This is a genomic window from Dethiosulfatibacter aminovorans DSM 17477, assembly GCF_900142005.1.
Classification (GTDB): Bacteria; Bacillota; Clostridia; order Tissierellales; family Dethiosulfatibacteraceae; genus Dethiosulfatibacter; species Dethiosulfatibacter aminovorans.
On the sequence record NZ_FQZL01000008.1, the window covers coordinates 24,907 to 49,174 of the forward strand.

At 38.3% G+C, this 24,268-nt stretch carries 21 protein-coding genes; 18 read left to right on the forward strand and 3 right to left on the reverse strand.

Features of this window, described 5'->3' with window-relative positions; all coding sequences use genetic code 11:
- Window positions 1-8: 8 nt before the first annotated feature.
- The 14 genes from BUB05_RS06415 to BUB05_RS06480 all read left to right on the forward strand — a co-directional run bounded on the left by BUB05_RS06415 (window position 9) and on the right by BUB05_RS06480 (window position 18,799).
- Window positions 9-1,436, forward strand: coding sequence for a YfcC family protein (locus BUB05_RS06415; RefSeq protein ID WP_073048771.1), 1,428 nt, complete (start codon window positions 9-11; stop codon window positions 1,434-1,436).
- Window positions 1,437-1,444: 8 nt separating this feature from the next.
- Complete coding sequence (locus tag BUB05_RS06420; RefSeq protein ID WP_245819768.1) at window positions 1,445-2,629, forward strand: M20 family metallopeptidase; 1,185 nt, start codon at window positions 1,445-1,447, stop codon at window positions 2,627-2,629.
- Window positions 2,630-2,680: 51 nt separating this feature from the next.
- Window positions 2,681-4,045, forward strand: coding sequence for an amidohydrolase family protein (locus BUB05_RS06425; RefSeq protein WP_073048772.1), 1,365 nt, complete (start codon window positions 2,681-2,683; stop codon window positions 4,043-4,045).
- Between the two features lie 13 nt (window positions 4,046-4,058).
- On the forward strand, window positions 4,059-5,225 hold the full coding sequence (locus tag BUB05_RS06430; RefSeq protein WP_073048773.1) for a M20 family metallopeptidase: 1,167 nt from the start codon (window positions 4,059-4,061) through the stop codon (window positions 5,223-5,225).
- A gap of 205 nt (window positions 5,226-5,430) precedes the next feature.
- Window positions 5,431-6,732: a cyclic nucleotide-binding domain-containing protein gene (locus BUB05_RS06435; protein ID WP_073048774.1), complete on the forward strand. Its 1,302-nt coding sequence runs from the start codon at window positions 5,431-5,433 to the stop codon at window positions 6,730-6,732.
- A gap of 159 nt (window positions 6,733-6,891) precedes the next feature.
- Window positions 6,892-8,316 carry a YfcC family protein gene (locus BUB05_RS06440; RefSeq protein ID WP_073048775.1) on the forward strand — a complete coding sequence of 475 codons (1,425 nt, stop codon included), beginning with the start codon at window positions 6,892-6,894 and terminating at the stop codon, window positions 8,314-8,316.
- A 22-nt stretch (window positions 8,317-8,338) separates the two neighbouring features.
- The gene (locus tag BUB05_RS06445; RefSeq protein ID WP_073048776.1) at window positions 8,339-9,508 is read left to right on the forward strand and encodes a M20 family metallopeptidase; all 1,170 of its coding nucleotides are present in this window, start codon (window positions 8,339-8,341) and stop codon (window positions 9,506-9,508) included.
- Window positions 9,509-10,664: 1,156 nt separating this feature from the next.
- Window positions 10,665-12,239, forward strand: coding sequence for a BCCT family transporter (locus BUB05_RS06450; RefSeq protein ID WP_073048777.1), 1,575 nt, complete (start codon window positions 10,665-10,667; stop codon window positions 12,237-12,239).
- A 104-nt stretch (window positions 12,240-12,343) separates the two neighbouring features.
- Window positions 12,344-13,303, forward strand: a complete 960-nt coding sequence (locus tag BUB05_RS06455; RefSeq protein ID WP_073048778.1) for an ornithine cyclodeaminase family protein — start codon at window positions 12,344-12,346, stop codon at window positions 13,301-13,303.
- 315 nt (window positions 13,304-13,618) lie between these two features.
- Window positions 13,619-14,296 carry a GntR family transcriptional regulator gene (locus BUB05_RS06460; protein WP_073048923.1) on the forward strand — a complete coding sequence of 226 codons (678 nt, stop codon included), beginning with the start codon at window positions 13,619-13,621 and terminating at the stop codon, window positions 14,294-14,296.
- A 125-nt stretch (window positions 14,297-14,421) separates the two neighbouring features.
- Window positions 14,422-15,768 (forward strand): YjiH family protein, encoded by a 1,347-nt coding sequence (locus BUB05_RS06465; RefSeq protein ID WP_073048924.1) that lies wholly within the window; start codon window positions 14,422-14,424, stop codon window positions 15,766-15,768.
- A 103-nt stretch (window positions 15,769-15,871) separates the two neighbouring features.
- Window positions 15,872-17,077, forward strand: coding sequence for an aconitase X catalytic domain-containing protein (locus BUB05_RS06470; protein ID WP_073048779.1), 1,206 nt, complete (start codon window positions 15,872-15,874; stop codon window positions 17,075-17,077).
- A 1-nt stretch (window position 17,078) separates the two neighbouring features.
- Entirely contained in the window at window positions 17,079-17,486 is a 408-nt protein-coding gene (locus BUB05_RS06475) for an aconitase X swivel domain-containing protein (RefSeq protein ID WP_073048780.1), read from the forward strand.
- A gap of 17 nt (window positions 17,487-17,503) precedes the next feature.
- Entirely contained in the window at window positions 17,504-18,799 is a 1,296-nt protein-coding gene (locus BUB05_RS06480) for a nickel-dependent lactate racemase family protein (protein ID WP_073048781.1), read from the forward strand.
- 45 nt (window positions 18,800-18,844) lie between these two features.
- Here the strand turns inward: BUB05_RS06480 and BUB05_RS06485 are convergent, their stop codons facing one another.
- Entirely contained in the window at window positions 18,845-19,522 is a 678-nt protein-coding gene (locus tag BUB05_RS06485; protein ID WP_073048782.1) for an SOS response-associated peptidase, read from the reverse strand.
- Window positions 19,523-19,987: 465 nt separating this feature from the next.
- Between BUB05_RS06485 and BUB05_RS06490 the strand changes: the two genes are divergently transcribed.
- Window positions 19,988-20,452 (forward strand): GyrI-like domain-containing protein, encoded by a 465-nt coding sequence (locus BUB05_RS06490; protein ID WP_073048783.1) that lies wholly within the window; start codon window positions 19,988-19,990, stop codon window positions 20,450-20,452.
- Between the two features lie 122 nt (window positions 20,453-20,574).
- On the opposite strand, the gene BUB05_RS06495 is transcribed toward BUB05_RS06490, so the two are convergent.
- Window positions 20,575-21,918, reverse strand: coding sequence for an HD-GYP domain-containing protein (locus BUB05_RS06495; protein WP_175548523.1), 1,344 nt, complete (start codon window positions 21,916-21,918; stop codon window positions 20,575-20,577).
- A 386-nt stretch (window positions 21,919-22,304) separates the two neighbouring features.
- Here BUB05_RS06495 and BUB05_RS06500 point away from each other — a divergent pair, with 386 nt between their 5' ends.
- The 3 genes from BUB05_RS06500 (at window position 22,305) to BUB05_RS06510 (ending at window position 23,934) form a co-directional block, all read left to right on the forward strand.
- Window positions 22,305-22,496: a hypothetical protein gene (locus BUB05_RS06500; protein WP_073048785.1), complete on the forward strand. Its 192-nt coding sequence runs from the start codon at window positions 22,305-22,307 to the stop codon at window positions 22,494-22,496.
- 103 nt (window positions 22,497-22,599) lie between these two features.
- Complete coding sequence (locus BUB05_RS06505) at window positions 22,600-22,932, forward strand: PadR family transcriptional regulator (protein WP_073048786.1); 333 nt, start codon at window positions 22,600-22,602, stop codon at window positions 22,930-22,932.
- A 9-nt stretch (window positions 22,933-22,941) separates the two neighbouring features.
- The gene (locus BUB05_RS06510; RefSeq protein ID WP_073048787.1) at window positions 22,942-23,934 is read left to right on the forward strand and encodes a hypothetical protein; all 993 of its coding nucleotides are present in this window, start codon (window positions 22,942-22,944) and stop codon (window positions 23,932-23,934) included.
- Window positions 23,935-24,037: 103 nt separating this feature from the next.
- Here BUB05_RS06510 and BUB05_RS06515 read toward each other — a convergent pair whose 3' ends face one another.
- Window positions 24,038-24,226, reverse strand: a complete 189-nt coding sequence (locus BUB05_RS06515) for a YegP family protein (RefSeq protein WP_073048788.1) — start codon at window positions 24,224-24,226, stop codon at window positions 24,038-24,040.
- Window positions 24,227-24,268 lie beyond the last annotated feature (42 nt).

The window sequence follows — 24,268 nt, forward strand, 5'->3', positions numbered from 1 at the left end:
AGGATTTTATGTCTCAAAAAGAAACAAATGTTTCGAGTGAAAAGAAGAAATTGTTTAAAATGCCGCACACCTATGTAATTCTTTGTATGGTGATTCTGGTAATGGCTGTCCTTACTTATGTTATTCCTGCAGGGGAATTCATCAGGGTTGAAGATCCCAATACGGGAAGGACAGTGGTCGATCCGGCATCATTTCATACAGTAGAGCAAAACCCAGCACATTTTTTTGATTTGTTTAAAGCAGTTCCAAATGGCATGAAAGCAGCATCGAGCATTATATTCTTCATTTTTATTGTTGGAGGAGCTTTTCAGATCATTACTGCAACAGGAGCTATTGAAGCGAGTATCAGCAGGGTGGCACTTTCCTTGAAGGGCAATGACAAGCTCATGATACCGCTGTTCCTCATAATTTTTTCGATTTTTGGTGGAACCATAGGTATGGCCGAGGAGGCTATTGTATTTGTGCCGATTGGCATTGCCTTGGCAAGAGCACTTGGATATGATGCAATAGTAGGAACTGCAATGGTTTCACTTGGTGCGGCATGCGGATTTACATCAGGATTTATGAATCCTTTTACTGTAGGGGTGGCGCAAGGAATAGCGGAACTGCCTCCGTTTTCAGGAATAGAATACAGATTGGTGATACTGGTTACAATGATTGTCATAACAAGTCTTTATTTGATAAGATATGGTTCAAAAGTGAAGTCGGATCCTTCCAAGAGCATAGTTAGAGAGCTTGAAATTGAAGAAAAGGATAAGGTGATAGATCTTTCGAATATACCGGCAATGGAAAGTCAGCATTATCTGGTTCTTTTGAACATGATTGTAGGTTTCGGATTCATAGTTTACGGTGTTTTCAACTGGGGATGGTACATAACTGAAATTGGAGCAACATTCCTTGCTATGGGAGTAATTGGAGGTATGTTGGGCAAACTTGGTCCTTCTAAAGTGTCTCAGGAATTTGTGGCAGGAGCAAGAGGAATAGTATTTGGAGCATTGGTCGTAGGTATCGCAAGAGGAATACTTGTCATCATGCAAGACGGTTTTATAATTGACTCTATGATAAACGGACTGGCAAATGCAATTCAGAACCTGCCTAATGCAATAGCTGTATTAGGAATGTATATTGTTCAAGTCATAATAAACTTCTTTATCCCGTCAGGCAGCGGACAGGCTGCAGCAACAATGCCTATCATGGTTCCTCTTTCGGATGTATTGACAATCAACAGGCAAGTGGCCGTTACAGCATATCAATTTGGCGACGGATTTACGAATTCAATTATACCGACATCTGCGGCGCTAATGGGAGTTCTATCTGTTGCTAGAATATCATATGAAAAATGGGTTAAGTTCCTTTGGCCTTTAATGCTGATCTGGCTGGGAACAGGTGCGGTGTTCCTGATTGTTGCAAATGCAATGAACTATGGTCCCTTCTAGGAAAAATCATGAATATCAGTGATTTCTACAGCAAGAAGGAAGTTGTCGAACTGACGCAAAATCTAGTTAGAATACCAAGCCACAAAGATGTGAAGAACAGGGAAAAGGATGTTGCAAAATACATTTACAGGTTTTGCAAAGAGAACGGACTTGAAGCAGAATTGGCAAGTGTGGAAGGTGAAAGAAAAAACGTATACGTTTATGTCAGAGGGAGCGGGTCTGGTCGAACATTAATGTTCAACGGGCATACAGACACCGTCCCCCCTTACAAGATGATTATAGATCCTTTCAAGGCAGAAATCAAGGATGGTTTCATTTGGGGCAGAGGATCCAATGATATGAAAGGAGCTATTGCATGCATGGTTATGTCTGCAATAGCCATTAAGAGAAGCGGTATTAAACTACCAGGCGACATTATTATTGCAGCAGTTGCAGGAGAAGAAGAGAAAAGCGATGGAACGGAAGTTCTTGTGAAATCGGGCATCAAGGCAGATGGAGCCATAGTTGGAGAGCCTTCCAATTTTGAGTATGCCATAGGGCACAGAGGTCTGGAATGGCTGGAATTCATTTTCAGAGGAAAAGGGGCTCACGGTGGTGTTCCTGACGAAGGTGTCAATGCGATATCGAAGGCTTCCAAATTCATACAGAAGGTGGAGGAACAGCTCTATCCGGAACTGAAAAAAAGATACAACGAGTATATGGGTCCTTCGGTCATGAATATTGGCAGAATAGAAGGTGGTACCCAACCGTCAACAGTTGCTGATTACTGTTCATTAAAGGTTGACAGACGATATGTTTTGGGAGAGACAGTGGATTCCGTAATAAATGAATATCAGCAGATAATTGATGAAATAAAGAATACGGATGATGGGCTTGATGTTGACATAGTTCGAATGGAATCAAATCTCATGAATGAATTTGACCATATGTACCATTATACGGATCCTGATGAAGAAATTGTCAAGGTTGTCAAGAATGCATTGGGAAGTCATATTGGAAAGGTACCAAACATAACCAGGAAAAGAGGTTGGACCGATGCTGCAACATTGTCGTACTATGGAAACATCCCTACTGTCATCACCGGGCCTGGAGATTTGAGTTACTCTCATACCAAGGATGAGCGGATTCCTATAAATGACCTGGTGGATTACGTAAAAATATATGCAGATATTGCGCTAGGATTTTGCAGATGATTATGCCAGGCAGATTTTTCTGCCTGGTAAATTTTAGAAAGGGAGGACGCTTTGGAGACTATAAAAATTGTTAATGGATGTATTCCGGATTTCAGTAAGAAAGAGTTTGTGAACAAGGATATCTATATAGAAGATGGCAAGATAGTTGATGTCGGAACTGTATGTAAGGAAGCAGATGTAGTCATAGATGCTGAGGATAGAATTGTATCACCTGGATTCATAGATATTCACATGCATGAAGAAACTTTGGACAAGAAGAAAAAGGATCCATATTATTCTGCAAATTGTGAATTATTGATGGGAGTTACAACATGTGTTGCCGGAAATTGCGGAAACAACAGACAAAGCTTGTCGGAATTTATTGGATATGTTGAAGAAAACGGCTCGCCTGTTAATTACATGTCGTTCATAGGGCACAATTTTCTAAGGAAGCTGGTTGGAGTTGATGACAGGTACAGGGCATCCAGCAGCATTGAGATAGATAGGATGAAACGAGTAATCAACTGTGAGATGACAAAAGGAATAGTCGGCATTTCATATGGTATAGAGTATTCTCCCGGCATCAGCAGTGAAGAGATTATCGGCATTACAGAAGGACTGGAGTCAGGAGATTATTTGCTGTCTGCACATTTCAGAGAAGACGGTGAAAAAAGTGTCGAGTCGATTAAGGAGCTTATACAGGTCAATAAGGAGACCGGTCTTCCTATGCAGGTTTCCCATATAGGAAGCTGCTCTGCATATGGATTCATGGGTGAGTCGCTGGAGATGATTGACAGTGCCAGAAAAGAGGGATGTGATATCACTGCCGATTGTTACCCTTATGATGCTTTCGCTACATATCTCGGTTCGGCAGTATTTGATGAGGGCTGTTTTGAAAGATGGCATAAGGGATACGAAGACATACTGCTTACAGAAGAACCATACTTGAATACCAGATGCAATAAGGAGCTTTTTGAGAAGGTGCGAAAGGAATATCCCAATATGATTGTTGCTGCTTTTGTGATGAGGGAAGATGAAGTGATTGAGGCTTTCAAGGCCCCATATGTTTACGTAGGCAGTGATTCCTTGTTCAGAGGAGGCATGGGACATCCTAGAGGTGCAGGAAGCTTTCCGAGGGTCATATCAAGATATGTGAGAGACAGGAAGGAGCTGGATATCATTGATGCATTGTGGAAGATGACCGCCGGCCCTGCTGGGCGCTTGAAGCTTAACACGAAAGGTAATATAGAAGTTGGAATGGATGCCGATATTACAATATTTGACTTGAATACAATGGAAGATATGGCTGATTTTGAAAAACCGACACTTTCTCCAAAAGGAATCGATTATGTGATTTTGGACGGTAAGGTGGTTGTAGAAAACAACAGGATATTATATGGCCGAGAGGGAAAATTTATTAGATACAGAGCAGATTAGGAGGCCTGGAAAAGTGGAAACAAGAATATTGAAAAGTATCAACAATTTGGAAAAGGAATTCATTGAATTAAGCGATAAAATACTGGAAAAACCGGAACTGGGAAATGAAGAATTTTATGCATGCAAACTGCACACGGATTTGCTGAAAAAACATGGATTCGAAGTGGAAGAGAGCTTTATGGAACAGGAGACGGGGTTCAAAGCTACTTATGATTCAAAAAAGAAAGGTCCTGCAGTTGCATTTTTATCTGAATATGATGCCTTGCCTGGAATCGGCCATGGATGTGGACACAATATGCTGGGAACAGTAAGCACTGGCTCCGGAATTGTTCTTAAGCAGATAATCGATGACATAGGAGGCAAGGTTGTGGTGTTTGGCACTCCAGCCGAAGAGACGAGTGGCGCAAAGGTTATCTATGCTGACAAGGGTGCCTTTGATGATATTGATATTGCTTTAGTGGCTCACCCGAACAGTGAATACAATGAAAGTGGAACATCTCTTGCTATGGAAGCGATTCAGTTTGAGTTCATAGGAAAGACATCCCATGCAGCGTCTGCACCGGAGAAAGGCATTAATGCCCTTGATGCTACAATAAACACCTTTAACAACATCAATGCATTGAGACAGCAAACAAAGTCTGATGCAAGAATCCACGGCATCATTAAGGAAGGCGGCAAGGCAGCCAATGTCATACCTGATAAATGCATTGCCCAGTTTTACGTAAGGGCGGCTTCAAAGCTTTACCTGGAGGAACTCGTTGAAAAAGTGAAGAATTGTGCAAGAGGAGCTTCTGCGGCAGCGGGAACAAAACTTGAGATTTCAAATTTTGAGTTCAGCTATGATAATCTTGTCACTAATAGAACGCTTTCGGATCTTTTTACCGAAAATTTAAGAAAAGCTGGAGTGGACAAGATCTCTAAAGCGAGAAAAGCGTACGGCTCGCTGGATGCAGGAAATGTAAGCCACAAGTGCCCTACCATACATCCCTACTTTGACATAACAAACAATAGGGAGATTGCTGCACATACCGTAGAGTTCAGGGATAGTACAAAAACGGATTATGCATACGACAACATGAAAAAGACGATTAATGCCCTTGTTTCAACTGCAGTTGACGTAATCAATGATGAAGAACTGCAGCACAGAATCAGGGAAGAGTTTGAAAGAACAGAAAAATAGTAAAGAAGGAACCATCTCATTACTGGATTGTTTGCAGGTATATGAGGTGGTTTTGTTTTTTGCTGAAGTTGCAAGATATAAAAATTAGAGTATTCCAGATGGTATTCACTAAAAAATTGAGTAATATATTTGTTCAATAATTGCACAACAAATATGATATAATCTTTACACTGGATGAAATAACTAGAGTAGCACGGAGGGACATATGAAGACGAGGATTTGTGCAATTGGAGTACTTGATTCTATAGAACTGATTAAAAAAATATCCGTTGAATTCAGTGATACCGCTGATTTTTCTTTCTATACATATGATAATGTAGATGACATAATGGAATACATGAAGGAAAACAGTCAAAATGTTGATGTCGCAATGTTTACTGGGCAGTATCCATATCAATATTTTAAAAAGAATTCATTGCTGGACATACCGTTCTTTGCAATATCCAAAACGAATGAAACCTTGATTGAAACATTCTGGAAAATGAAATGTGAAGGCATTGATATTAACAGAGTTAGTATTGACAGATCACCAAGGAAGGAAATAATTGAAATACTAGACACATTAGAAATCCCAGTGAAAAACATAAAGCTTATTGGAGATTCATCGGAAGTACCACTTGATAAAATTTATGAATTTCATAAACAGCTTTATAACAATGGAGAAACGGAAGCGATAATATCTTCAAATTACAAATTATATAGAAGATTTAAAGAGGATGGATACAAGGCTTATAGAATCCTGCCATCCAGGTTTCTAATAAGAGAAAGCATAAAAAAGGCCATTTCAATAGCCAGGACAGAAAAAATCAAAAGTTCACAGGTAGCTGTTCAAATAATAAGAATAAGAGATGTAGATACAGATACGAAAACGAGATATAAACAGCTAAAGCTTGCAAATAAATTCGACGATATGCTGATAGATTATACTCAGGAAAACCAAGGTTCTTTCTTCAAATTTGGGCGTAATGACTATATGATTTTTACGACAAGAGGATATGCTGGTATCAGTGATATGGAAGGGAAATTTGGATTCCTGGCAGAAAATGCAGAGAAAATGGATATTTCTTTTTCCATGGGTATAGGTTATGGAGAGACTGTCACAAAGTCTGAAAGCAATTCAAAAACTGCATTGATGCATGCCTTGGAGGAAGAAAAGAACAGTTGTTACATTGTTGATGATGATTCGACTATGACTGGACCAATATTTGGGAAAAACAGCTATAGTTTAAGTTATGAACTTGTTAGTTCTGATGAAAGAATTGTAGAGATGTCCAAAAAAACAGGAGTGAGCGAAAAGTATCTTTCCAAGCTTAGAGCGATATCCAGACAGAGAGGAAGCAATATTTTTGATACAGAAGAACTTTCTGAATATCTTAATGTAACCCAGAGAAGCGCATCGAGGATAATCAATAAACTTGAAGCTGGCAAAATGGCTGAAACTGTTGGAAAGAAAAGCGATAAGACGAAGGGGAGGCCCAAGAAACTTTACAAAATAGAATTTGAATAATACAAAAAACTGTGCAATTTAATTAGAAAGATTGCACGGTTTTTTTAATAATAAACGATATATATTAATAAAACATTTGATTTCATGGAAAGACCATGCTATGATGAATATAAAGACATGTCTTAATTAGGTCCGAAATAAAATCGAATGGAGGTTTTTATGAGTCAAACGAATAAAGAAATAAAGGGGAAAAAATTGAAGAAATTTTCTTTTCCACATACCTACGTAATAATAATCTGCATAATATTGCTTGCCACGTTTCTAACTTATGTTATACCTGCAGGGCAGTATGAGAGAGTAAAGGATGAAGCTGTTGGAAAGACAATAGTAATTGCTGATCAGTTCCAATATATCGACAATACACCTGTCAGTTTTCTGGATGTACCCAGCAAGATTGTGGATTCCTTCAATAGTTCCAGCAGCATAATATTTATAATACTGATAGTTGGCGGAGCTTTCCAGGTAATTATATCAACAGGAGTTTTTCAAGTATTCACGACGAAGCTAACAAAGAAGTTTGCCGGTAATGAAAACATTATAATTCCTGCATTTACCACGATATTTGCACTGGCATGTACAACAATGGGAGTTAATACATTTATTGGATTTGCACCAATTGCAATTATTCTTGCCAGGAGTATGGGATTTGATGCCATTGTAGGAGTATCAATGGTAATGCTTGGTGGAGCCATAGGATTCAGTACCGGAACACTCAACCCATATTCTACAGGTGTCGCTCAGACAATTGCAGAATTGCCGTTGTTTTCAGGGATTGGATTCAGATTTGCCAGTCTGGTGATTTATTTAATCATAACAAATATCTACATTATCAGATACGCTAGAAAGGTCAGGAATAATCCGGAATCTAGTATTGTATACAATCTTGAGCAAAAGGAAAAGTCTGAAGATGCTAATATGGAGGAGTTTCCAGATGTTGAATCTAGACATTATGTGGTGCTTGCTGTAGTTGTGGCGTGTTTTGGACTAATAATGTATGGTGGAGCCAAATGGGGTTGGAAAACCAATGATAATTCAGCCATGTTCATATGGATGGCAGTATTGGGTGGATTTGCAGGAGGCATGGGTCCTAGCAGGATAGCTACTGAATTTGTAAAAGGAGCCAAGAAACTTGTATTTGGTGCTATGATAATCGGTATAGCAAGATCTGCTTCAATAATATTGACTGATGGCAATATCCTTGATACCGTAGTTAAATCTTTGGCAGGAGCACTTATGAACATGCCAGCAGCGTTAAGGGCGGTAGGAATGTTCTTGTCTCAAATAATTGTAAACTGTTTCATTGTATCTGGTAGCGGACAGGCTGCAGTAACAATGCCGATAATGATTCCTGTAGCGGATCTTGTTGGAGTTACAAGACAGACTGCGGTACTTGCGTTCAACTTCGGAGATGGATTTTCAAACTATGTATTGCCTACCTCTTCTGCATTGATGGGAATGCTTGCGATTTCAAACATTCCTTATGACAGGTGGATGAAATATATGGGTAAACTGTTTGGATTATGGGTTGCAACAGGAGTTGTAATTCTACTTGCAGCATACGTGGTAGGATATGGACCTTTCTAATATAACTTAAATGGAGAAGGATATGAAACTGAAAATTGGAGATTATATAGACATTAACAGAAAAGAAATAACAGATATGGCTGATTATATTTTTGACAATCCTGAAACGGGAGGAAATGAATATAAAGCTTCAGAAATGTTGACTGATTATTTGGGAAGAAACGGATTCATAATCAATAAAGGCATAGCCGGACTGGAGACGGCATTCAAAGCGGTTCATGAAAATGGAATAGGCGGACCTTCTATTGGTTTGTTGTGTGAATATGATGCACTGGAAGGAATTGGGCATGCTTGTGGACACCATATGCAGGGTCCGGCCATAGTTTATGCTGCATCTGCAATAAAGGAAATGATGAAAGAATCAAATTATCGACTAGTTATATATGGGACTCCTGCCGAAGAGACATTTGGAGGGAAGTTGAATATGCTTAAGTATGGATGTTTTCAGGATATTGATGTAGCATTGATGATGCATGCTGGTCCTACTACTACTACAGATATTCGTTCACTTGCCATGGACAGGTTTTTAGTTGAATTTAAGGGGATAAGTTCACATGCAGCACTTAAGGCTGAGGATGGAAGGAGTGCCCTTGACGGTATATTAATGCTTGCAAACGGTATCGAGTATTTGAGGGAACATGTAAGAGATGATGTACGAATACATTACTCAATAATCAATGGTGGAGGACCTCCAAATGTAGTTCCTAAATATGCTTCAGCGGAATTTGTTTTGAGATCCTATAATAGAGAATACCTCGATACAGTAGTTGAAAGGTTTAAGAAAATAGTTAAAGGTGCTGCTTTGATGACGGAAACCGAGTGTGAATTGACAATTAAGAAAACACTGGATAATAAGGTGCCTGTCATTGGTCTTAATGATTTGCTTATTGATAATGCGAAAGAATTCGATGCTCCATGCATAAGGCCACCTAGAGAAAAAACTGGATCAACAGATTTTGGCAATGTGATGCATGTTATGCCTGGATCGTGCATTAGAGTGGCTTTTGTGCCGGAAGGGACATCTTCTCATTCGGAGGAATATATCAAGGCCGGAAAAACTGAAAAGGCTCATGATGCAACTGTTTTGGCTTCGAAAATTCTTGCTGGATCAGTTACTGACATGATAATCAAGCCTGAATTGCTGGCTGAATTCAAGAGAGAATTTGAGATCAATAAAGGGCAAAAGAGCTAAAGGAATAAGAAGACATCCTATATTCCAATGTATATATGATGTTTTTTCTTAATACCATCATATATTAATTGTATTTCCAATGACACAATTGATGAATGTCTTAGCTGTAGGATTATTAAGTATTTGTTTATTGTAAACTATAGATGTTTTTCTAACTATGGGAGTTTTATACTAGCTTCAATTGAGTTGACAGTGAATATATTTTCAGGATATGGGTCAGAAAATATTGAATCCCACCATTTCTATCAAATATATTTGTAATAAATTCAACAAGAAAAACGTAATTGGCATGTCTATAAAAGTGCTTGATATTTATAGATAGAGTTTTCAGTATAGAATGAAAAAAACATGGGATAAGCCAGTAAAAGGTAAATTAAAGGGCATATGCGTGTTAATGCAATGACTAAATGCGTGTAAGATAAATATTTTTTTAACGAAATAATTATAGTATGGGAGTTATCAATGTTATGTAACAGGCTATAGTTAGTTATTTAACATATTTCATAAGGCAAATATGGGCATATATTGTTAATGAAATAACATACAAAATGAGATTAATAAAAAAAAACAAAAAATGCAATAAAACAATGCACCTTAGGCTTGAACGGTGCATTGTTTTATTGCATTTTTTGTTTTGTCAAGTGTTCAAACAGAGTTTGAAAAAATTTTCGAATATTATCATGCTGAATTTTGGCTATATTGCATTAACTTCAATAAATAGTCTCAAATAATTATTAAATTAAAGTATTGGTATAAATATTGCATCAGTAATATTCAAAAGATAAATACTTGTTTCAATACATGGAAATAAGGGTTAAGCCAATATTTATCCCGGTTATTTTTATTGACAGTAAAAGAGTCGGTAAAAATACTAAACCTGAAATGAGTGTTTGGTCATGATAATTACTTAAACTTTACAAATTAAATAGGCATAGGTACATTGAAAATTCAATATTTGATAATGATTAAATACCATCAAAAGTATAGCATGAGATTCCGGTGGCAATGGTTATTTATGGTGATAGAATTATATCAAAGCCAAGGGTTCATGCTTTTGTTTTGTCAAATATTATTGGATTTTTAAAGTTCATATGTACTTATTTAAGTGCGAAGTTTCAGTTAATTATAAAAATATATTATGTTAGGAGTAGGTTATATGAGTAAACAAGTTAAAAAAAGTGAATGGAAAACACAATTGAACTGGACTATCTTCTGGATTTCCAGTGGATTTCTTTTAGCGTTTATCACCGCCTGTTTGATAAACAAGGATCTAACCTATAGTGCTGTAGGCATCGGATTCAATTTCGTCGGCAAATATTTCGGCGGATTGGTTCAAACAATGATGGTTGTATTTTGGATCATGGCCATTGTCATTGCATTCTCGAAATGGGGTAATATACGAATAGGGGGTAAGGATGCCAAGAGAGAAGTTAAAAGCATTAGTTTTTATGCAATCATTATTACGACAATGCTGGCTGCTGGTGGTGTATTCTTTGCGGCAGCGGAACCTTTATCACATTATTTATCGATTCCTAAGCATTTCTTGGGAATTCAGTCTGGTACAAAAGAAGCTGTAAGTTATGCATTGGCACAGAGCTATGTGCATTGGGGCTTCTTGGTATGGGGTGCAACTGCATTCTGTATTCCTTTGATGGTTTATGTCAAGGAAATTAAGAATTTGCCAATGCGTCCAAGCTCAATGCTATATCCTGTTTTGGGGCAAGACAGTGTCAATGGATTGGCTGGAAAGCTACTGGATGGTATATCACTTATTGGAGTTGCGGCAGGTACCATAGGACCGATCGGCTTTCTCGGATTACAGTTGGCATTTGCGCTCAATAATCTTTGGGGCGTAGCAAACACTGTTCCTATACAAATGACCATTATCGCTGTGGCTACTTTAATCTTTATTGTTTCTGTTTCTACCGGACTAATGAAAGGTATGGACTTTCTAGCAAGATCAACGATTTATCTTAGTGGTGTAATGGTTGTGGCTATGTTAGTGTTTGGAGATGGCTTGTTTGTAATAGATTCTTTCGTAGACAGTTATGGTGTTTTCACCAAGGAATTCTTCCATATGGCTTTGTCTCGAAGTGATGTCGCATGGTCGGGTGGATGGACTATTTTTTATGAGCTATGGTTCCTTGGCTTTGGACCTTCTATGGCTGTGCTTACCATAAATCTCTCTAAAGGGCGAACCTTAAGAGAAGTGCTTATTAGCATAGCGCTCATTTGTCCGATTATTTCAAATTTCTGGTTCTCCATTTTTGGGAGTACTACTATCGGACTTGAATTAAATACTCCAGGCATCATCTCAAATGCATACAGTCAATTTGGAATGCCTTCGGTACTGATTACAGTACTACAACAGTTGCCGCTGTCAGCTATATGGTTGCCATTGGCTCTCATTCTTGTGGTTCTTTACCTAGTTACTACCGGTGCCGGTGTAGCTTATAGTATGTCCGTTCAGGTTAGCGGCATGGATGTTCCATATCTCTGGGTTAGAATACTTTACAGTGTGTTACTTGGAACTGTAGCGATTCTATTGGTGTGGATAGGCGGAAACAGTGCCATGAGTACTTTGCAAAGCTTCATAGTGATAGCCGGAATTCCTCTACTATTCTATTATATTATATTGATGCCTGGCTTAATTAAGTCTTTAAATGGTCTTTATAGAAGCAGAAAGCATAGGATAGATATTGTGGAGAGCTTAGAGGAGGAAGAAGCATAAACTGTATACGTATATTTGCTGTAGCAAAAGCTATGGAAATGCCTGAAGAACGCAACATCAGAATTGAAAATATAATGCATAATAAAATATTAGGAGGAAGAGTGATGTTACAGATTACAGAAAAACAAGTTCAAGATTCAATTACAATGGATATGGCTTTGCCAGTACTTAGGAATGCATATAAAGATTGTATGAAGGGTGAAATTTATGCTGGTGATAGAATTTTCATGCCTTTGCGCGGGCAAGAAAATGTTGGACAATGGTTAGTTGCAAATTGTACAAATAAACCATATTTTGGTTCCAAATTTTCTTCAGTTTTCCCAGAAAATGTAAAAAAAGGTTTGCCGAGTGTCATTTCGAAGGTTAGTTTATACTCTGCAGTAACAGGTGAAATTCAAGGTTTAATTGATGCGAATTTTTTAACTGCAATTAAAACTGGAGGAAGTGCGGCTATAGCTACTGATTTAATGGCAAAAAAAGATGCAAATAAATTGGGAATTATTGGTTCTGGACTTCAGGCATTTTCTCAGGTTCTAGCTATTCAAGAAGTGAGAAATATAACAGAATTATATGTTTATGATATAATACCTGAAAGAGTAGATAGCTTTATTAAGCAAATTGAGGCGATCAAGAATAATCCTTATAAAATCATTGCGGCAATGACTGCAGAAGAATGTGTTACCCAATCTGATATTGTATGCACTTGTACTACTTCACTCACTCCTGTATTTAAGGGGAGTTCCGTTAAGCCCGGTACTCATATCAATGCAATTGGATCATTTACTCCTTTTATGCAAGAAATTGATGAAGAGACCGTACTTAAATCTGATAAGGTAATTACGGAACACTTGGAAGGTTTATGGGATGCAGCAGGAGATGTACTTATTCCTTATGAGAAGGATTTAATAACAAAAGACAAAGTCAATGGAACAGTTGGAGATGTTTTGACAGGCATGATTTCAGGACGCGAAAATGATCAAGAGATAACTCTTTATGAAAGTGTAGGTTCATGTGTCTTGGATATTGCTCTTTCAATTGCAATTTACGAAAAATTCAAGAAATAGTAATCTAAACTTCGTGGTAATCAAGCATAGGGCATAAAATTTGTCAGATTAAAACATTAAACTCCCAGCGTGTTTCCGATGATGAAAACACGCTGGGAGTTTTTATATTATTTGCCCAGCATGGGCACAATCTTAAGGGTGAAAGTCAATGAGAGTAACCAAAATCGGGACGAAGAAATGACGGGTTGTTCTGTGTATGATATGTAGATTATATAATTTAAAGTAACAGTTGACAAAGTTATTTACGAGCAGTATAATACCTGTATACAGCTTAGGATTTGTTGTAGTAGAATAATTGAGAAGGGAATGTTTACTATGGATTTGACTGACGTAGGAAACAAAAGAAAAAGAGTCAACAGGGCGCAAATAGCATATGAAGCAATTAAGAACAGTATACTCAATCAGGTAATAAAGCCCGGGGACTGTCTAAGTGAAACCAGCATAGCAGAGAAGCTTAACATGAGCAGGACGCCTGTAAGGGAAGCACTTAAAATGCTTGCCAATGAGGATCTCATAGAAATCAGGAACGGAGTGGGTGCATATGTCAAGACTCTGTCTTTCAAGGATATACTGGATATATTTGAAGTGAGGAAGAACCTTGAAACTTTGGCTGTTGAAACATCAATCAACAATATAACCATTCAAGAACTGGAAAGACTTGAAGAGCAATTAAAGGAATTGCAGGAAGAATATTGTAAAGGTGAAGCAATCGACTTTGAAAACTTCAACAAAATAGACATTGAAATTCACAGACTCTTTATTAGCAAATGCGACAATAAATATGTAAAAAGCATCATGGAAGAAATTCAACTTAGAATCGCAGCTTATCAATTCATATCCCTTTCGGAACTGGGCAACATGGAAGAGAGCATAAATCAGCATCTGAAGCTTATTGAGCTTGCAAAATCAGGCGATGTAGATGAATTGAAGAAAGAGCTGGCTAGGCACATAGAGTGGTCTCTGAACAGCATAATAAAAAGAAAAAATATTTAATATTTTTTTACCACAACCTGCATACAGGTGGTTTATAGATTAAGGGAGGTGATTTTATTTAAAGGATAAACAGCAACTTGAAGAGCAGAAACAAATACCATATAATTACAAAAGAGGAGTTTGAAATGGAATTAAAAAACAGTAGAAGTTCTTACAATTCAGCAACAATCATTAAAGCAATATTATTGAGTGCAATAGGCGTAATCTTCTTTTTCGTACCGGTCATAGACAATACCATTCCCATGGTTTATTTGTCCGGTCTACTTATTGGAATACTCAAACCTTTTGAATACCAGATTGCTACGTATTATTCGGTGTTGTTGTTTGCAACCAGCATGGTATACAAGGTTATGGGTGATAATGCACCGGCATTGATCAAAAAGCATCACGAGAAGGACAACCCCGTTACCGTTGGACTTTATTTTCTGGCAGCACTTTTTGGACTAATGGTCACTTATAATTTTGGACCGTCACAAATACTGGATGGAGATGTAGGTGGTCTGTCTGTACATGTTGCATTTACAACTATATTCAGGCTTATAGTAGCAGGTGCATTTGTAATCTTCCTGACGGAATTCGGATTCATCGACTTCCTTGGTACACTGCTTGAGCCCATAATGAGAAGAGCATATAAGATACCCGGGTATTCGGCGATAGACGCCCTTGCATCATTTGTATCCGTACCTGCAGTTGGTGTTTATATAACAAATTCTCTTTACAAAGACGGAAAATATACGGCAAAAGAGGCTTGTTCAATTACGACAAATTTCAGCGTCTGCAGTATTGCCTTTTTTGCATTGATGGTGTCTGTTGGTGAGGTTGATGAACTGTTTCCACATGTTCTCATTACATCGCTCATAGTTACTTTCCTTATAGCCATAATCACAATAAGGATACCACCTCTTTCAAAGAAGAAGAATGAATTCTTTGATGGTAGGGTACAGACTGAAGAACAAAGATCATCAAGCAGATATTCCTGGGGAATTTTCAAAAAAGCTACTGATGCAGGAATCAGCAAGGCTGAAAACACTGATTTGGGCATGTTCAAGTCAAATCTCATAGATTCGGTAATGTTCTCGCAGAAAATCTGTTCATATGTAATATCAGTTGCAGTGCTGGCATTATTGCTTGCGGAATATACTCCAATATTCGATTACATGGGAATGCCTTTCGTCCCTTTGCTTAACCTGGTTCAACTTCCAAATGTAGATATCATAGCGCCTGCAGCAGTGATAGGAATATCGGAAATCTTGCTGCCTGTATTGATAATCACAGGAAAGGGCGTAGCTACAATAAGCATGTTCTTCATCATAGTTCTCAGCTCTGTACAGATTATATTCTTCACAGAGAGTGCAAATGCAATGCTTGAATCCGACATGCCCTTGAGTCTTATTGATCTGGTTGCAATTTTCTTTGTCAGAACAATAATAGCGATACCATTGGTAGCTATTGCAGCACATATACTTTTTTAACAGAATCAGAAAAGCAAAATTTTAGACAATCAATATGATTTGAATTTTTTTAACCATGATGTATGCAGGTGGTTTAAAGCAATGACAATAAAAGGAGAAAACGATGGAATTAACAAAAGATCAACAAGATATGCTTGATGGGAAATACGGCAAGGGTACTCAGTATGCAATGAAGATACAAGTTGCAATTGGTGAGTCCTTCAAGGCTAAACGCATGGTTCCTATTACCAGGGCTCATGTAGCATTGAGCAATCAAGAGGCAGACTTATGGTTTGCCGAAAAGTTACTGAGTGAAGGGGCAGTGTGCAGGGTTGCACCGACTGTAAATCCAGGATTCTGCTTGTCTTATTTCAAGGAAAAGAATCTGGTGAATGATGAAGATGCAAGTCTTATGCAAAGAACTCACAATGCATATAAGGGATTGGGAGCAATATTAAGCTACAACTGTACTCCCTACATTGATACCAATGTTCCAAATTACGGAGAAATTATTGCTTATTCTGAGTCCAGTGCAACGCCCTATGCAAATGCAGTCTGGGGTGCAAGAAGCAACAGAGAAGGTGCCAACAGTGCATTGTGTGCAGCAATAACGGGTTATGTTCCTGAGTATGGTTTGCTGTTTGATGAGAACAGGAAAGGAACCATTCTGGTTGAAGTTCAAGCCGATATGAATAATTCCCATGACTATCACCTGCTTGGTATGATGGGCAAGAAAATCGGGAAAGGAATTCCTGTCTTTACTGGACTTCCAAAACATATCAGTAAAGAAGACTTGAGAAACCTGGGAGCTGAGCTTAATACCTCTGGAGCCTATGACATGTATCATATTGTTGGGTTCACACCTGAAGCGGAAACCCTTGAGCAGGCATTTGGAGGTAAAGAGCCTAAGAGAAAGGTTGTTATAACAAATGAAGATTTACAGAATATTCTGGAAGAGATTTCCGAAGAAGGAAACAGAAAGATAGAATTCGCAATGTTTGGATGTCCTCATTTTACCTTGGAAGAGACAAAATATATTGCTGAAAAAATCAAGGGCAAGAAACTGAAGAAAGACCTGTTTATCCTGACTTCAAGCCATGTGAAGCAAATGGCAGACAGAATGGGTATTACCGATATAATTGAAGAGGCAGGTGGAGCAATAGTACCTGATACATGTCCGGATCAGCCTTGCTGGCACCATCTCAGTGGAAAGGTTGGTATAACAGAATCGCCTAAATGTGCCTATTATCCACAAAAAAGAGGAATAAATTTTGTGATAAGGGATTTGGATACGTGTATTGAAGCAGCATTAACTGGAGAGGTAAAATAGTATGGAAAAGAAAACATTTAACTGTCATAAAATATCAGAAGGAGTAGCTGAATGTGAAGCTGTAGTATCAAAAGATGATATTATGTTCTATTTGGTTGATCCACCTACTGGAAATGTATTGGAGAAGGCACATGACCTGGAAGGCAGATCGATAGCAAGTAAGGGTCTTATATTTCCAAGCGGTAAGGGAAGTTCAGTTGTTCAGGCTGATGGACTTTATCAGCTTAATCAAAAAGGAAATGCACCAAAGGCAATGATAATAAAATATCCGGAGACGGTTCTTGTATCAAGTGCAATAATCATGGAAATCCCGATGGTGGATGATGTTGATGAGGATTTTTATGAAATTGTAAACGATGGTGATATAATAAGAGTTGATGCAGATAAGGGTTTGATTACCATACTTTAAATGAAGGATTTGAAAATATGAGCACTAAAATCTATGTTCCTTATGGAAAAACAATACAGGAAGCATCGATTCCGGAAGGATCATTATTGTTCAACGGCAAGATGGGCCAGTTCCCGGGAATTGAAAATTTGGAAGAAGCCATCCTGGAGGGTCTGAACAATCCTATTGGATGCTTGCCGCTTAAAGATCAAATACAGGAAGACGACAGGATACTTATACTAATAGAGGACAATACCCGGACAACTCCGGTGGATAGGATTTTGCCCGTACTTGTTGACTATTTGGTTGAAAACGGCATAAAAGAAGATAATATGGAAATATTGACAGCTCCCGGAACCCACAGAATAATGACGGAAGAGGAAATTATTGAAAAGGTTGGAAAATCAATCTATGGAAGAATCAAGATAAGTCAGCATGACTACAATGACCAGGATTCCATGATAGACCTGGGGACTGTCGAAGCAGGATCTCTAAGAATACCTGTACATATAAACAGAAAAGTACGAGAAGTAGACTATATAATCGGGCTCGGGAATATCATACCTCATTCCGATGCTGGCTTTTCAGGCGGTGGAAAGATTGTCCAGCCTGGGATATGCGGATCTGCCACTACTTCAGCAACGCATATTGCAGGAGCCTTGATGGAGGAGATTCCACTGGGAAGGAATGAAGGCAATGGATGCAGGGCAGGAATAGAAGAAGTTGCCAGGATTGCCGGCTTGAAATTCATTGTGAATGTAGTCAAGAATATAGAGGAAGAAGTGGTAGGCATATTTGCAGGTGATTTTGTCAAAGCTCACAGGGAAGGTTCTAAGTTGTCAAAGAAGGTCTTTGGAGTTGAAATTCCTGAAGAGGCTGAGGTTGTAGTGGTGAGCTCAAATCCATGCGACATAGATTACTGGCAGGGAGAAAAAGGATTGGTTTCAGCATATTTCAGTGTCAAAAAGGACGGATACATAGTGTTTTTGGCTCCATGCTACGAGGGCATGGAGCACAATCATCCCAAACTGAGGGAATGGTCCAATATGACATATGACGATGCAAAGAAATGTGTAAAGGGAATATCTTTCCATGACAGGGAGGCAGACCTTGTTGCAGCAGATATTGCAATGGCAAACTCAAGAGTCAGGGAAAAGGCCAACATAATCATAGTGACCGACGGATTGACCGATGAAGAAATCAAGGTGTTGGGCTACGATAGGGCAGCAGATTTACAGTCTGCTATAGACTATGTACTAAAAGAAAATCCAAATGCAAGTATTGGCTTGTTGCCAAGAGGTGGAGATTGCCTTCCTTATAAACTGAATTCCTGATTCAAATATTTTATACCCTGCTTCTTTGAAGTGGGGTTTATATTTTCAAAAACTAATCTGTTCGTTGACAACAGGTTCAATGCATTTTTTGGAATTGTTGCTCCATTTGTTTACGTATGACGATACTTCGTGGATGTGGAGAAGGCTGGAGTCCATGGGGTTTAGAAGATCTTGATCCTTGTAGTTTTCAGAAAGCCAGATTTTTTCCTGGCTGGCATTAAGAATCACAGGCATCCTGTTGTGGATTTTACTCATGGAGCCATTGGATTCCATAGTCAGTATTGAACATGCCTTTTTCATAATTCCATTGTCGTTGTAGTAATCCCACAGACCTGCATAGGAGAATAACCCTGCTTCATTCAGTGTTATATAGTAAGGTGTCTTTCCACCGTTCCTTTTCCATTCATAAAAGCCGTTTGTAAGAATAAGGCATCTTCTGTTGCTGTACGAATCTCTGAAAGTGGATTTTTCTTCTACTGTTTCACTTCGAGCATTGATGAGAAGCCTGGACTTGTTTTTTGACCAGGAGGGTTCAATCCCCCATCTGAAAGATCCGGCTGCGACCTCATTGTTTTCTTTGTAAAGCGCAATGATTTTTTGTCCCGGAGCGATATTGTAGCTTGGCTCGTAATAGTCTATATTGGGTTGTCTGATATTCCATCTTTCCTCCAGAATCTTGATAAGGTCCTCAAGGTCATATGACAATAGGTATCTGCCGCACATGATTTCACATCCTTTTTATTTATAACTTAAGAAGGTTAAAAATGCATAATCCCTTCTGAATATCCGCCTTGGGCACGTGAAATGTGACATGGATAACGCAACGTAGCCGCTTTCTGGCCTTATATGCGTATTAAGAATAACCCTCTAAGGTAATTTTACTATAAAAACAAGCAAAACAACAATGAAGGGTAAAACTTTATTAAAAAAGTTCAAATTTTTTAGCAAAAATAGGTTAAGTATTTAACATAATAAAAATAGACAACAATTTAACTATCAAGTATTTTGAATACATAAATGAATCGCGTTAAATAATTAACATTATTGCCATGACAACTATGTTAATTATTTAACCAATCGTTGAAATTCCAACAAAGAAAACGTTTGCAAAAACTTGCAAAGTAAATTGAAATGGGCTATTATAATAAATAATTAAGAACAAAATATATTATTCGAGGGGAGACCAGTATGAATTACCAATGCAAAATAATTGATGAAAAAGTGGGTCACAATGTCCTTACAATCAGAAGGAACACTACAGTTGAACAAATGCCAAAGGTATTGAGTGAATGCTACAGCAGAATCAAGGGCTATTTGAATGGAATGGGTGAAATACCTGCAGGTGCACCATTTGTTGCATTCCACAACGATGATATGGACAATATGGAAATTGAAGTTGGATTGACAGTGAGAAAGGGAATAGCGGGAAATAAGAAGGATATTGTTTCCAGAGAGATTCCGGGAGGAAAGAAGGTGTCCTGTGTACATGTGGGGCCTTATGGAGAGATGAAGCCAAACCACGATACCATCAAAAGATGGATGGAGGAGAACAACTACAAGCCTATGGGTGTATCATACGAGTTTTATGTTGATGATCCATTGGAAATAGCTGGAGGAAAACTTCAAACAAAGGTTGTTTTTCCGCTTGCCTAGGTCAAAGGCTATGATAAAACAAGCACTATCAATAGTGTAGAATAAATTTATATGCAAACAAAAAGAAACGAGTGCCATGGCATTCGTTTCTTTTTGTTTATATGAATTGATTTTTTCAAGTTTTAGTTCATGATATTTGGCAGCTTTCTTTCCATGGTGTTTTTTCTTCTCTCCATGATATTGTTTGATTTTGAAATGATGTTGAAGGCATATTCGACTTCCTTGAATATCTTCATAAGGTCAGGGTCGAAATGGGATCCTGTATCCTTTATCATTATTTCCATTGCTTCAGAATGGGTGAATATTTCCTTGTACGGTCTCTTTGTAGTTAGAGCATCGTAAACGTCGGCTATGGCAAGTATTCTTGCCGACAATGGTATGTCGTGACCTGCAAGGCCATCCGGATAGCCGGACCCGTCGAATTTCTCATGATGGTGTCTGGTTATTTCAAGTCCCATGTTGACAAATACATTGTTGGGATATTTCTTTTTCAAAGTGACCAGTGTGTCACTGCCTATGATTGTATGCATTTTGATTCTGGCAAATTCCTCTTTGGTAAGGGGTCCCGGTTTCAAGAGAATTCTATCTTCGATTCCAACCTTTCCTATGTCGTGGAGGGCACTTGCCATTTCAATGGTGTCTACAAACTTGTTCTTTTGTATGTCCAGTTTGGAATAAACTGTCCAGTCTATCTTTTCCGCCAAGAGCCGGCAGTATTTTCCCACTCGTTCTATGTGAACTCCTGTTTCCCTGTCTCTTGATTCAGCCAGTTTTGCCAGTGCATATATGGTTGCCGACTGCTGGTCTGTTATCTCCTTTACCTGCAGTGAGACTCTTTCTTCAAGATTATGATTGTCGCTTTCGATTCTTATACTTTGAAGGTAATTCTTTCTGGAATAGTATTCGAGGAAATATCCTCCCATCATGCCTATTATGTTGGAACCCATCATGAAGATGAATACTATGAATGTTTCAAGGTCTATACTGGCCCCGTGGGACACGGATATGAAAAGGTAAAAGAACAGGATGGTCCAGCCTATGGCTGTTGAATACTTGTACCTGAGATTGAGTACAAAATATGCCGAATATGTAATTAGGAATATGGCGCCATAGTATCCAAGGTTTCCTCTTGATTCCAGGAGCATTATTGAAAAGCCGCTTCCTGCAATTATAAGTGCGATTGATATAATAAAATGGTTATAGCTCTTAAACCATTTTGTAAAAGACATGGCAAAGGCTGCGAGGAATATGGGCAACACCATAAACAGCTTGACTCTAATTATCAAACCGTTTGGATCATTGAAAAGTTTTGCATCATAAAATGAAAAAATGCCAAACAATACAACCATGAGACCCAGAACTATTCTTACCTGTTTCAGGTTTTCATTGTATTTAAAATCACAGTATTCCTTTTCCAGTATCGTATCAAATTTCAAATTGATGTTCATGGAGTTTGAAGAGTTCAAGATATCACCTCTCTCAAATGAGAATTCATAATACTTATACCAAAAATATGATGAATTATTCATGTTATTTTATCATACTGCTTTATAGTTGTGTATATAAAAGTCTCCAACAGCTTTCTAAACATATTTTTTTCATAGTGATATAGTGAATATGGTTATGTTGTTGTGATATAATTAAACAACCAGGACGCTGAAGCCTTCTAATTGAAAAAGATCCTGGGAAGCCGAGTAAATCAGGAAATTGGTGAACATATATGAAAAAGATAGCAATTATGAGTGAATTAGATGAATTTCTGGAGAAGAACGAAGCAGTTCTTCTTGTAATATCATCAGGTGCTTGAAGCGTCTGTGACTCTGTAGTTGACAGAATAGACAGGGAAATGGACATGGATAGTCTGGAAACGGCATTGGTGAAGGTTGAAGACCTCCCACAGGTTAAAGGACGGTTTCTGGCTTTTTCTGCACCGTTGGTCGTGCTTCTTATGAATGGAAGGGAAGTTTCAAGACAGGCAAGATTTATTGACTTTGACCTTTTAGAAAAAGATGTTGTATACATGCTCGATGCCTTGGAAAGTTGATTGAGACTGGAGCATTTGAAAGGGGATGGTTGTACACGGACAATATACTGCGCTTGACAATATTGTGCGATATACAGTATAATATAGGTAAGGAAGTGATAATATGACCGAAGATAAAATAATGGAGTCGCTGATCCAGGAACTAAGGAGGGGCATGCTTGTTCTGAGTGTAATGAGTCAGCTTAAGGATTACGAATATGGTTATACCCTTGCAGTCAAGCTTAAGGAGAAGGGACTTGCCATTGAGCAGAACACCCTCTATCCCCTTTTGAGAAGACTGGAAGGGAAGGGTGTCCTGGAAAGCACCTGGAAGTTGGAGGATTCACGACAGAGAAGATACTACAGGCTCAATGAAAGAGGAGCAGTCATACTGAAAAGGCTTACGGACGAATGGATGAAGATGGTTGAAACAACCAACGGTTTATTGGATTTATAGGAGGTAGTCATGGATTTAATAGAAAGGTACATATATGCCGTAGGACAGAAGATCTGGAGCAAGAACAGAAAGGATATAGAAGAGGAACTCAGGTCCATACTTTACGACAATCTTGAGGAAATATCGGATTCGGGAGAAGCTGATGAGGAAAAAGTGAAGGAAATGCTGAAAAACTATGGATCGCCGTCACAGGTGGCTTCAAGATATGGAACCAGTGACAAGTATATTATTGGTCCAAGGGTTTATGATGCATATGTTTTTGTACTAAAGATTGTGCTGATAGTATTGTTCATTTTGACAACAGCAGGAGTGATTATATCAATAGTAACCCAAAGTAGTGATGTTCATCTTGGAATAAGGATACTTGAACTTATTCCAAGATATATAACGGCTTTTGCAACAGGACTTGGTTTTGTAACTATAGTATTTTTCCTTATTGATCGTTTCGACAAGGGAGAAGAATCTGAATTGGCAAAGGAATGGAATCCTGACAAGCTTCCAAAGCTTGTGAAGGATAACGACAAGGTAAGAAGAACGGGACAGATTGTAAGTATAATGTTTGTGGTCCTGGCAATAATCCTGTTCAATGCATATCCTGAGAGAGTAGCAGTATTCTACAGCGACGGCAGCGGATGGATGTCATATCCTTCACTTTCGAAGAAGGCTCTTGAAGCATACCTGCCGTTTTGGAATGTTTTCTGGGGAATTTCACTGATCAACAGTGCAATCCTTGTCAGGACTGGAAAATGGAACACTGTTACTAGAACAGTGAAGTGGGCTAATTCATTGTTTGTAATTGGAATTTTGATTTATATGATAGCGGGACCGGGAATATTCAATACTGACAGCGTGGCCGCAGTAAGCGACGCTACAGGTCAGGAACTCAAGGAAGTATTCAAGGTTTTGTCGACAATAATGAGATTTGTCTACGGAATAGTTGCACTTGTAGTGGCAGGAGACATAGGATATTCAGTTTACAAATACATCAAGGACAGGCATTAAAAAGAAAACAAATCAATATTAAAAGTGGCTGGATCATTCTTTAAGTCACAAAAGAAAGTTTTTAAACTATAAAAAAGTCCGTTTGAGCGGACTTTTTTGAGTTCTATCTAACTTCTTCCAATTCTACAATTTTAGCATCAGCAGCATTTTTTCTAACTGATTCTATTCCATGAAGGCAACTCTCCTTTGTCTTGTATCCCTGACCTGATGCAATAACCTGTCCGTTTGATGCTTTGAGTCTGAATCTGAATTCGCCTGCCTTGTCCCTGTACACTTCGAATTTTCCCGACATATGGTGTTCCTCCTTTGATTTGTATTCACTTATATTATATCA

Coding starts and splice junctions, on each gene's coding strand:
- BUB05_RS06450 (WP_073048777.1), top strand. CDS start 10,665: ATGAGTAAACAAGTTAAAAAAAGTGAATGGAAAACACAATTGAACTGG.
- BUB05_RS06510 (WP_073048787.1), top strand. CDS start 22,942: ATGGATTTAATAGAAAGGTACATATATGCCGTAGGACAGAAGATCTGG.
- BUB05_RS06455 (WP_073048778.1), top strand. CDS start 12,344: ATGTTACAGATTACAGAAAAACAAGTTCAAGATTCAATTACAATGGAT.
- BUB05_RS06475 (WP_073048780.1), top strand. CDS start 17,079: ATGGAAAAGAAAACATTTAACTGTCATAAAATATCAGAAGGAGTAGCT.
- BUB05_RS06500 (WP_073048785.1), top strand. CDS start 22,305: ATGGATAGTCTGGAAACGGCATTGGTGAAGGTTGAAGACCTCCCACAG.
- BUB05_RS06440 (WP_073048775.1), top strand. CDS start 6,892: ATGAGTCAAACGAATAAAGAAATAAAGGGGAAAAAATTGAAGAAATTT.
- BUB05_RS06445 (WP_073048776.1), top strand. CDS start 8,339: ATGAAACTGAAAATTGGAGATTATATAGACATTAACAGAAAAGAAATA.
- BUB05_RS06490 (WP_073048783.1), top strand. CDS start 19,988: ATGAATTACCAATGCAAAATAATTGATGAAAAAGTGGGTCACAATGTC.
- BUB05_RS06420 (WP_245819768.1), top strand. CDS start 1,445: ATGAATATCAGTGATTTCTACAGCAAGAAGGAAGTTGTCGAACTGACG.
- BUB05_RS06415 (WP_073048771.1), top strand. CDS start 9: ATGTCTCAAAAAGAAACAAATGTTTCGAGTGAAAAGAAGAAATTGTTT.
- BUB05_RS06515 (WP_073048788.1), bottom strand. CDS start 24,226: ATGTCGGGAAAATTCGAAGTGTACAGGGACAAGGCAGGCGAATTCAGA.
- BUB05_RS06480 (WP_073048781.1), top strand. CDS start 17,504: ATGAGCACTAAAATCTATGTTCCTTATGGAAAAACAATACAGGAAGCA.
- BUB05_RS06460 (WP_073048923.1), top strand. CDS start 13,619: ATGGATTTGACTGACGTAGGAAACAAAAGAAAAAGAGTCAACAGGGCG.
- BUB05_RS06485 (WP_073048782.1), bottom strand. CDS start 19,522: ATGTGCGGCAGATACCTATTGTCATATGACCTTGAGGACCTTATCAAG.
- BUB05_RS06505 (WP_073048786.1), top strand. CDS start 22,600: ATGACCGAAGATAAAATAATGGAGTCGCTGATCCAGGAACTAAGGAGG.
- BUB05_RS06470 (WP_073048779.1), top strand. CDS start 15,872: ATGGAATTAACAAAAGATCAACAAGATATGCTTGATGGGAAATACGGC.
- BUB05_RS06465 (WP_073048924.1), top strand. CDS start 14,422: ATGGAATTAAAAAACAGTAGAAGTTCTTACAATTCAGCAACAATCATT.
- BUB05_RS06435 (WP_073048774.1), top strand. CDS start 5,431: ATGAAGACGAGGATTTGTGCAATTGGAGTACTTGATTCTATAGAACTG.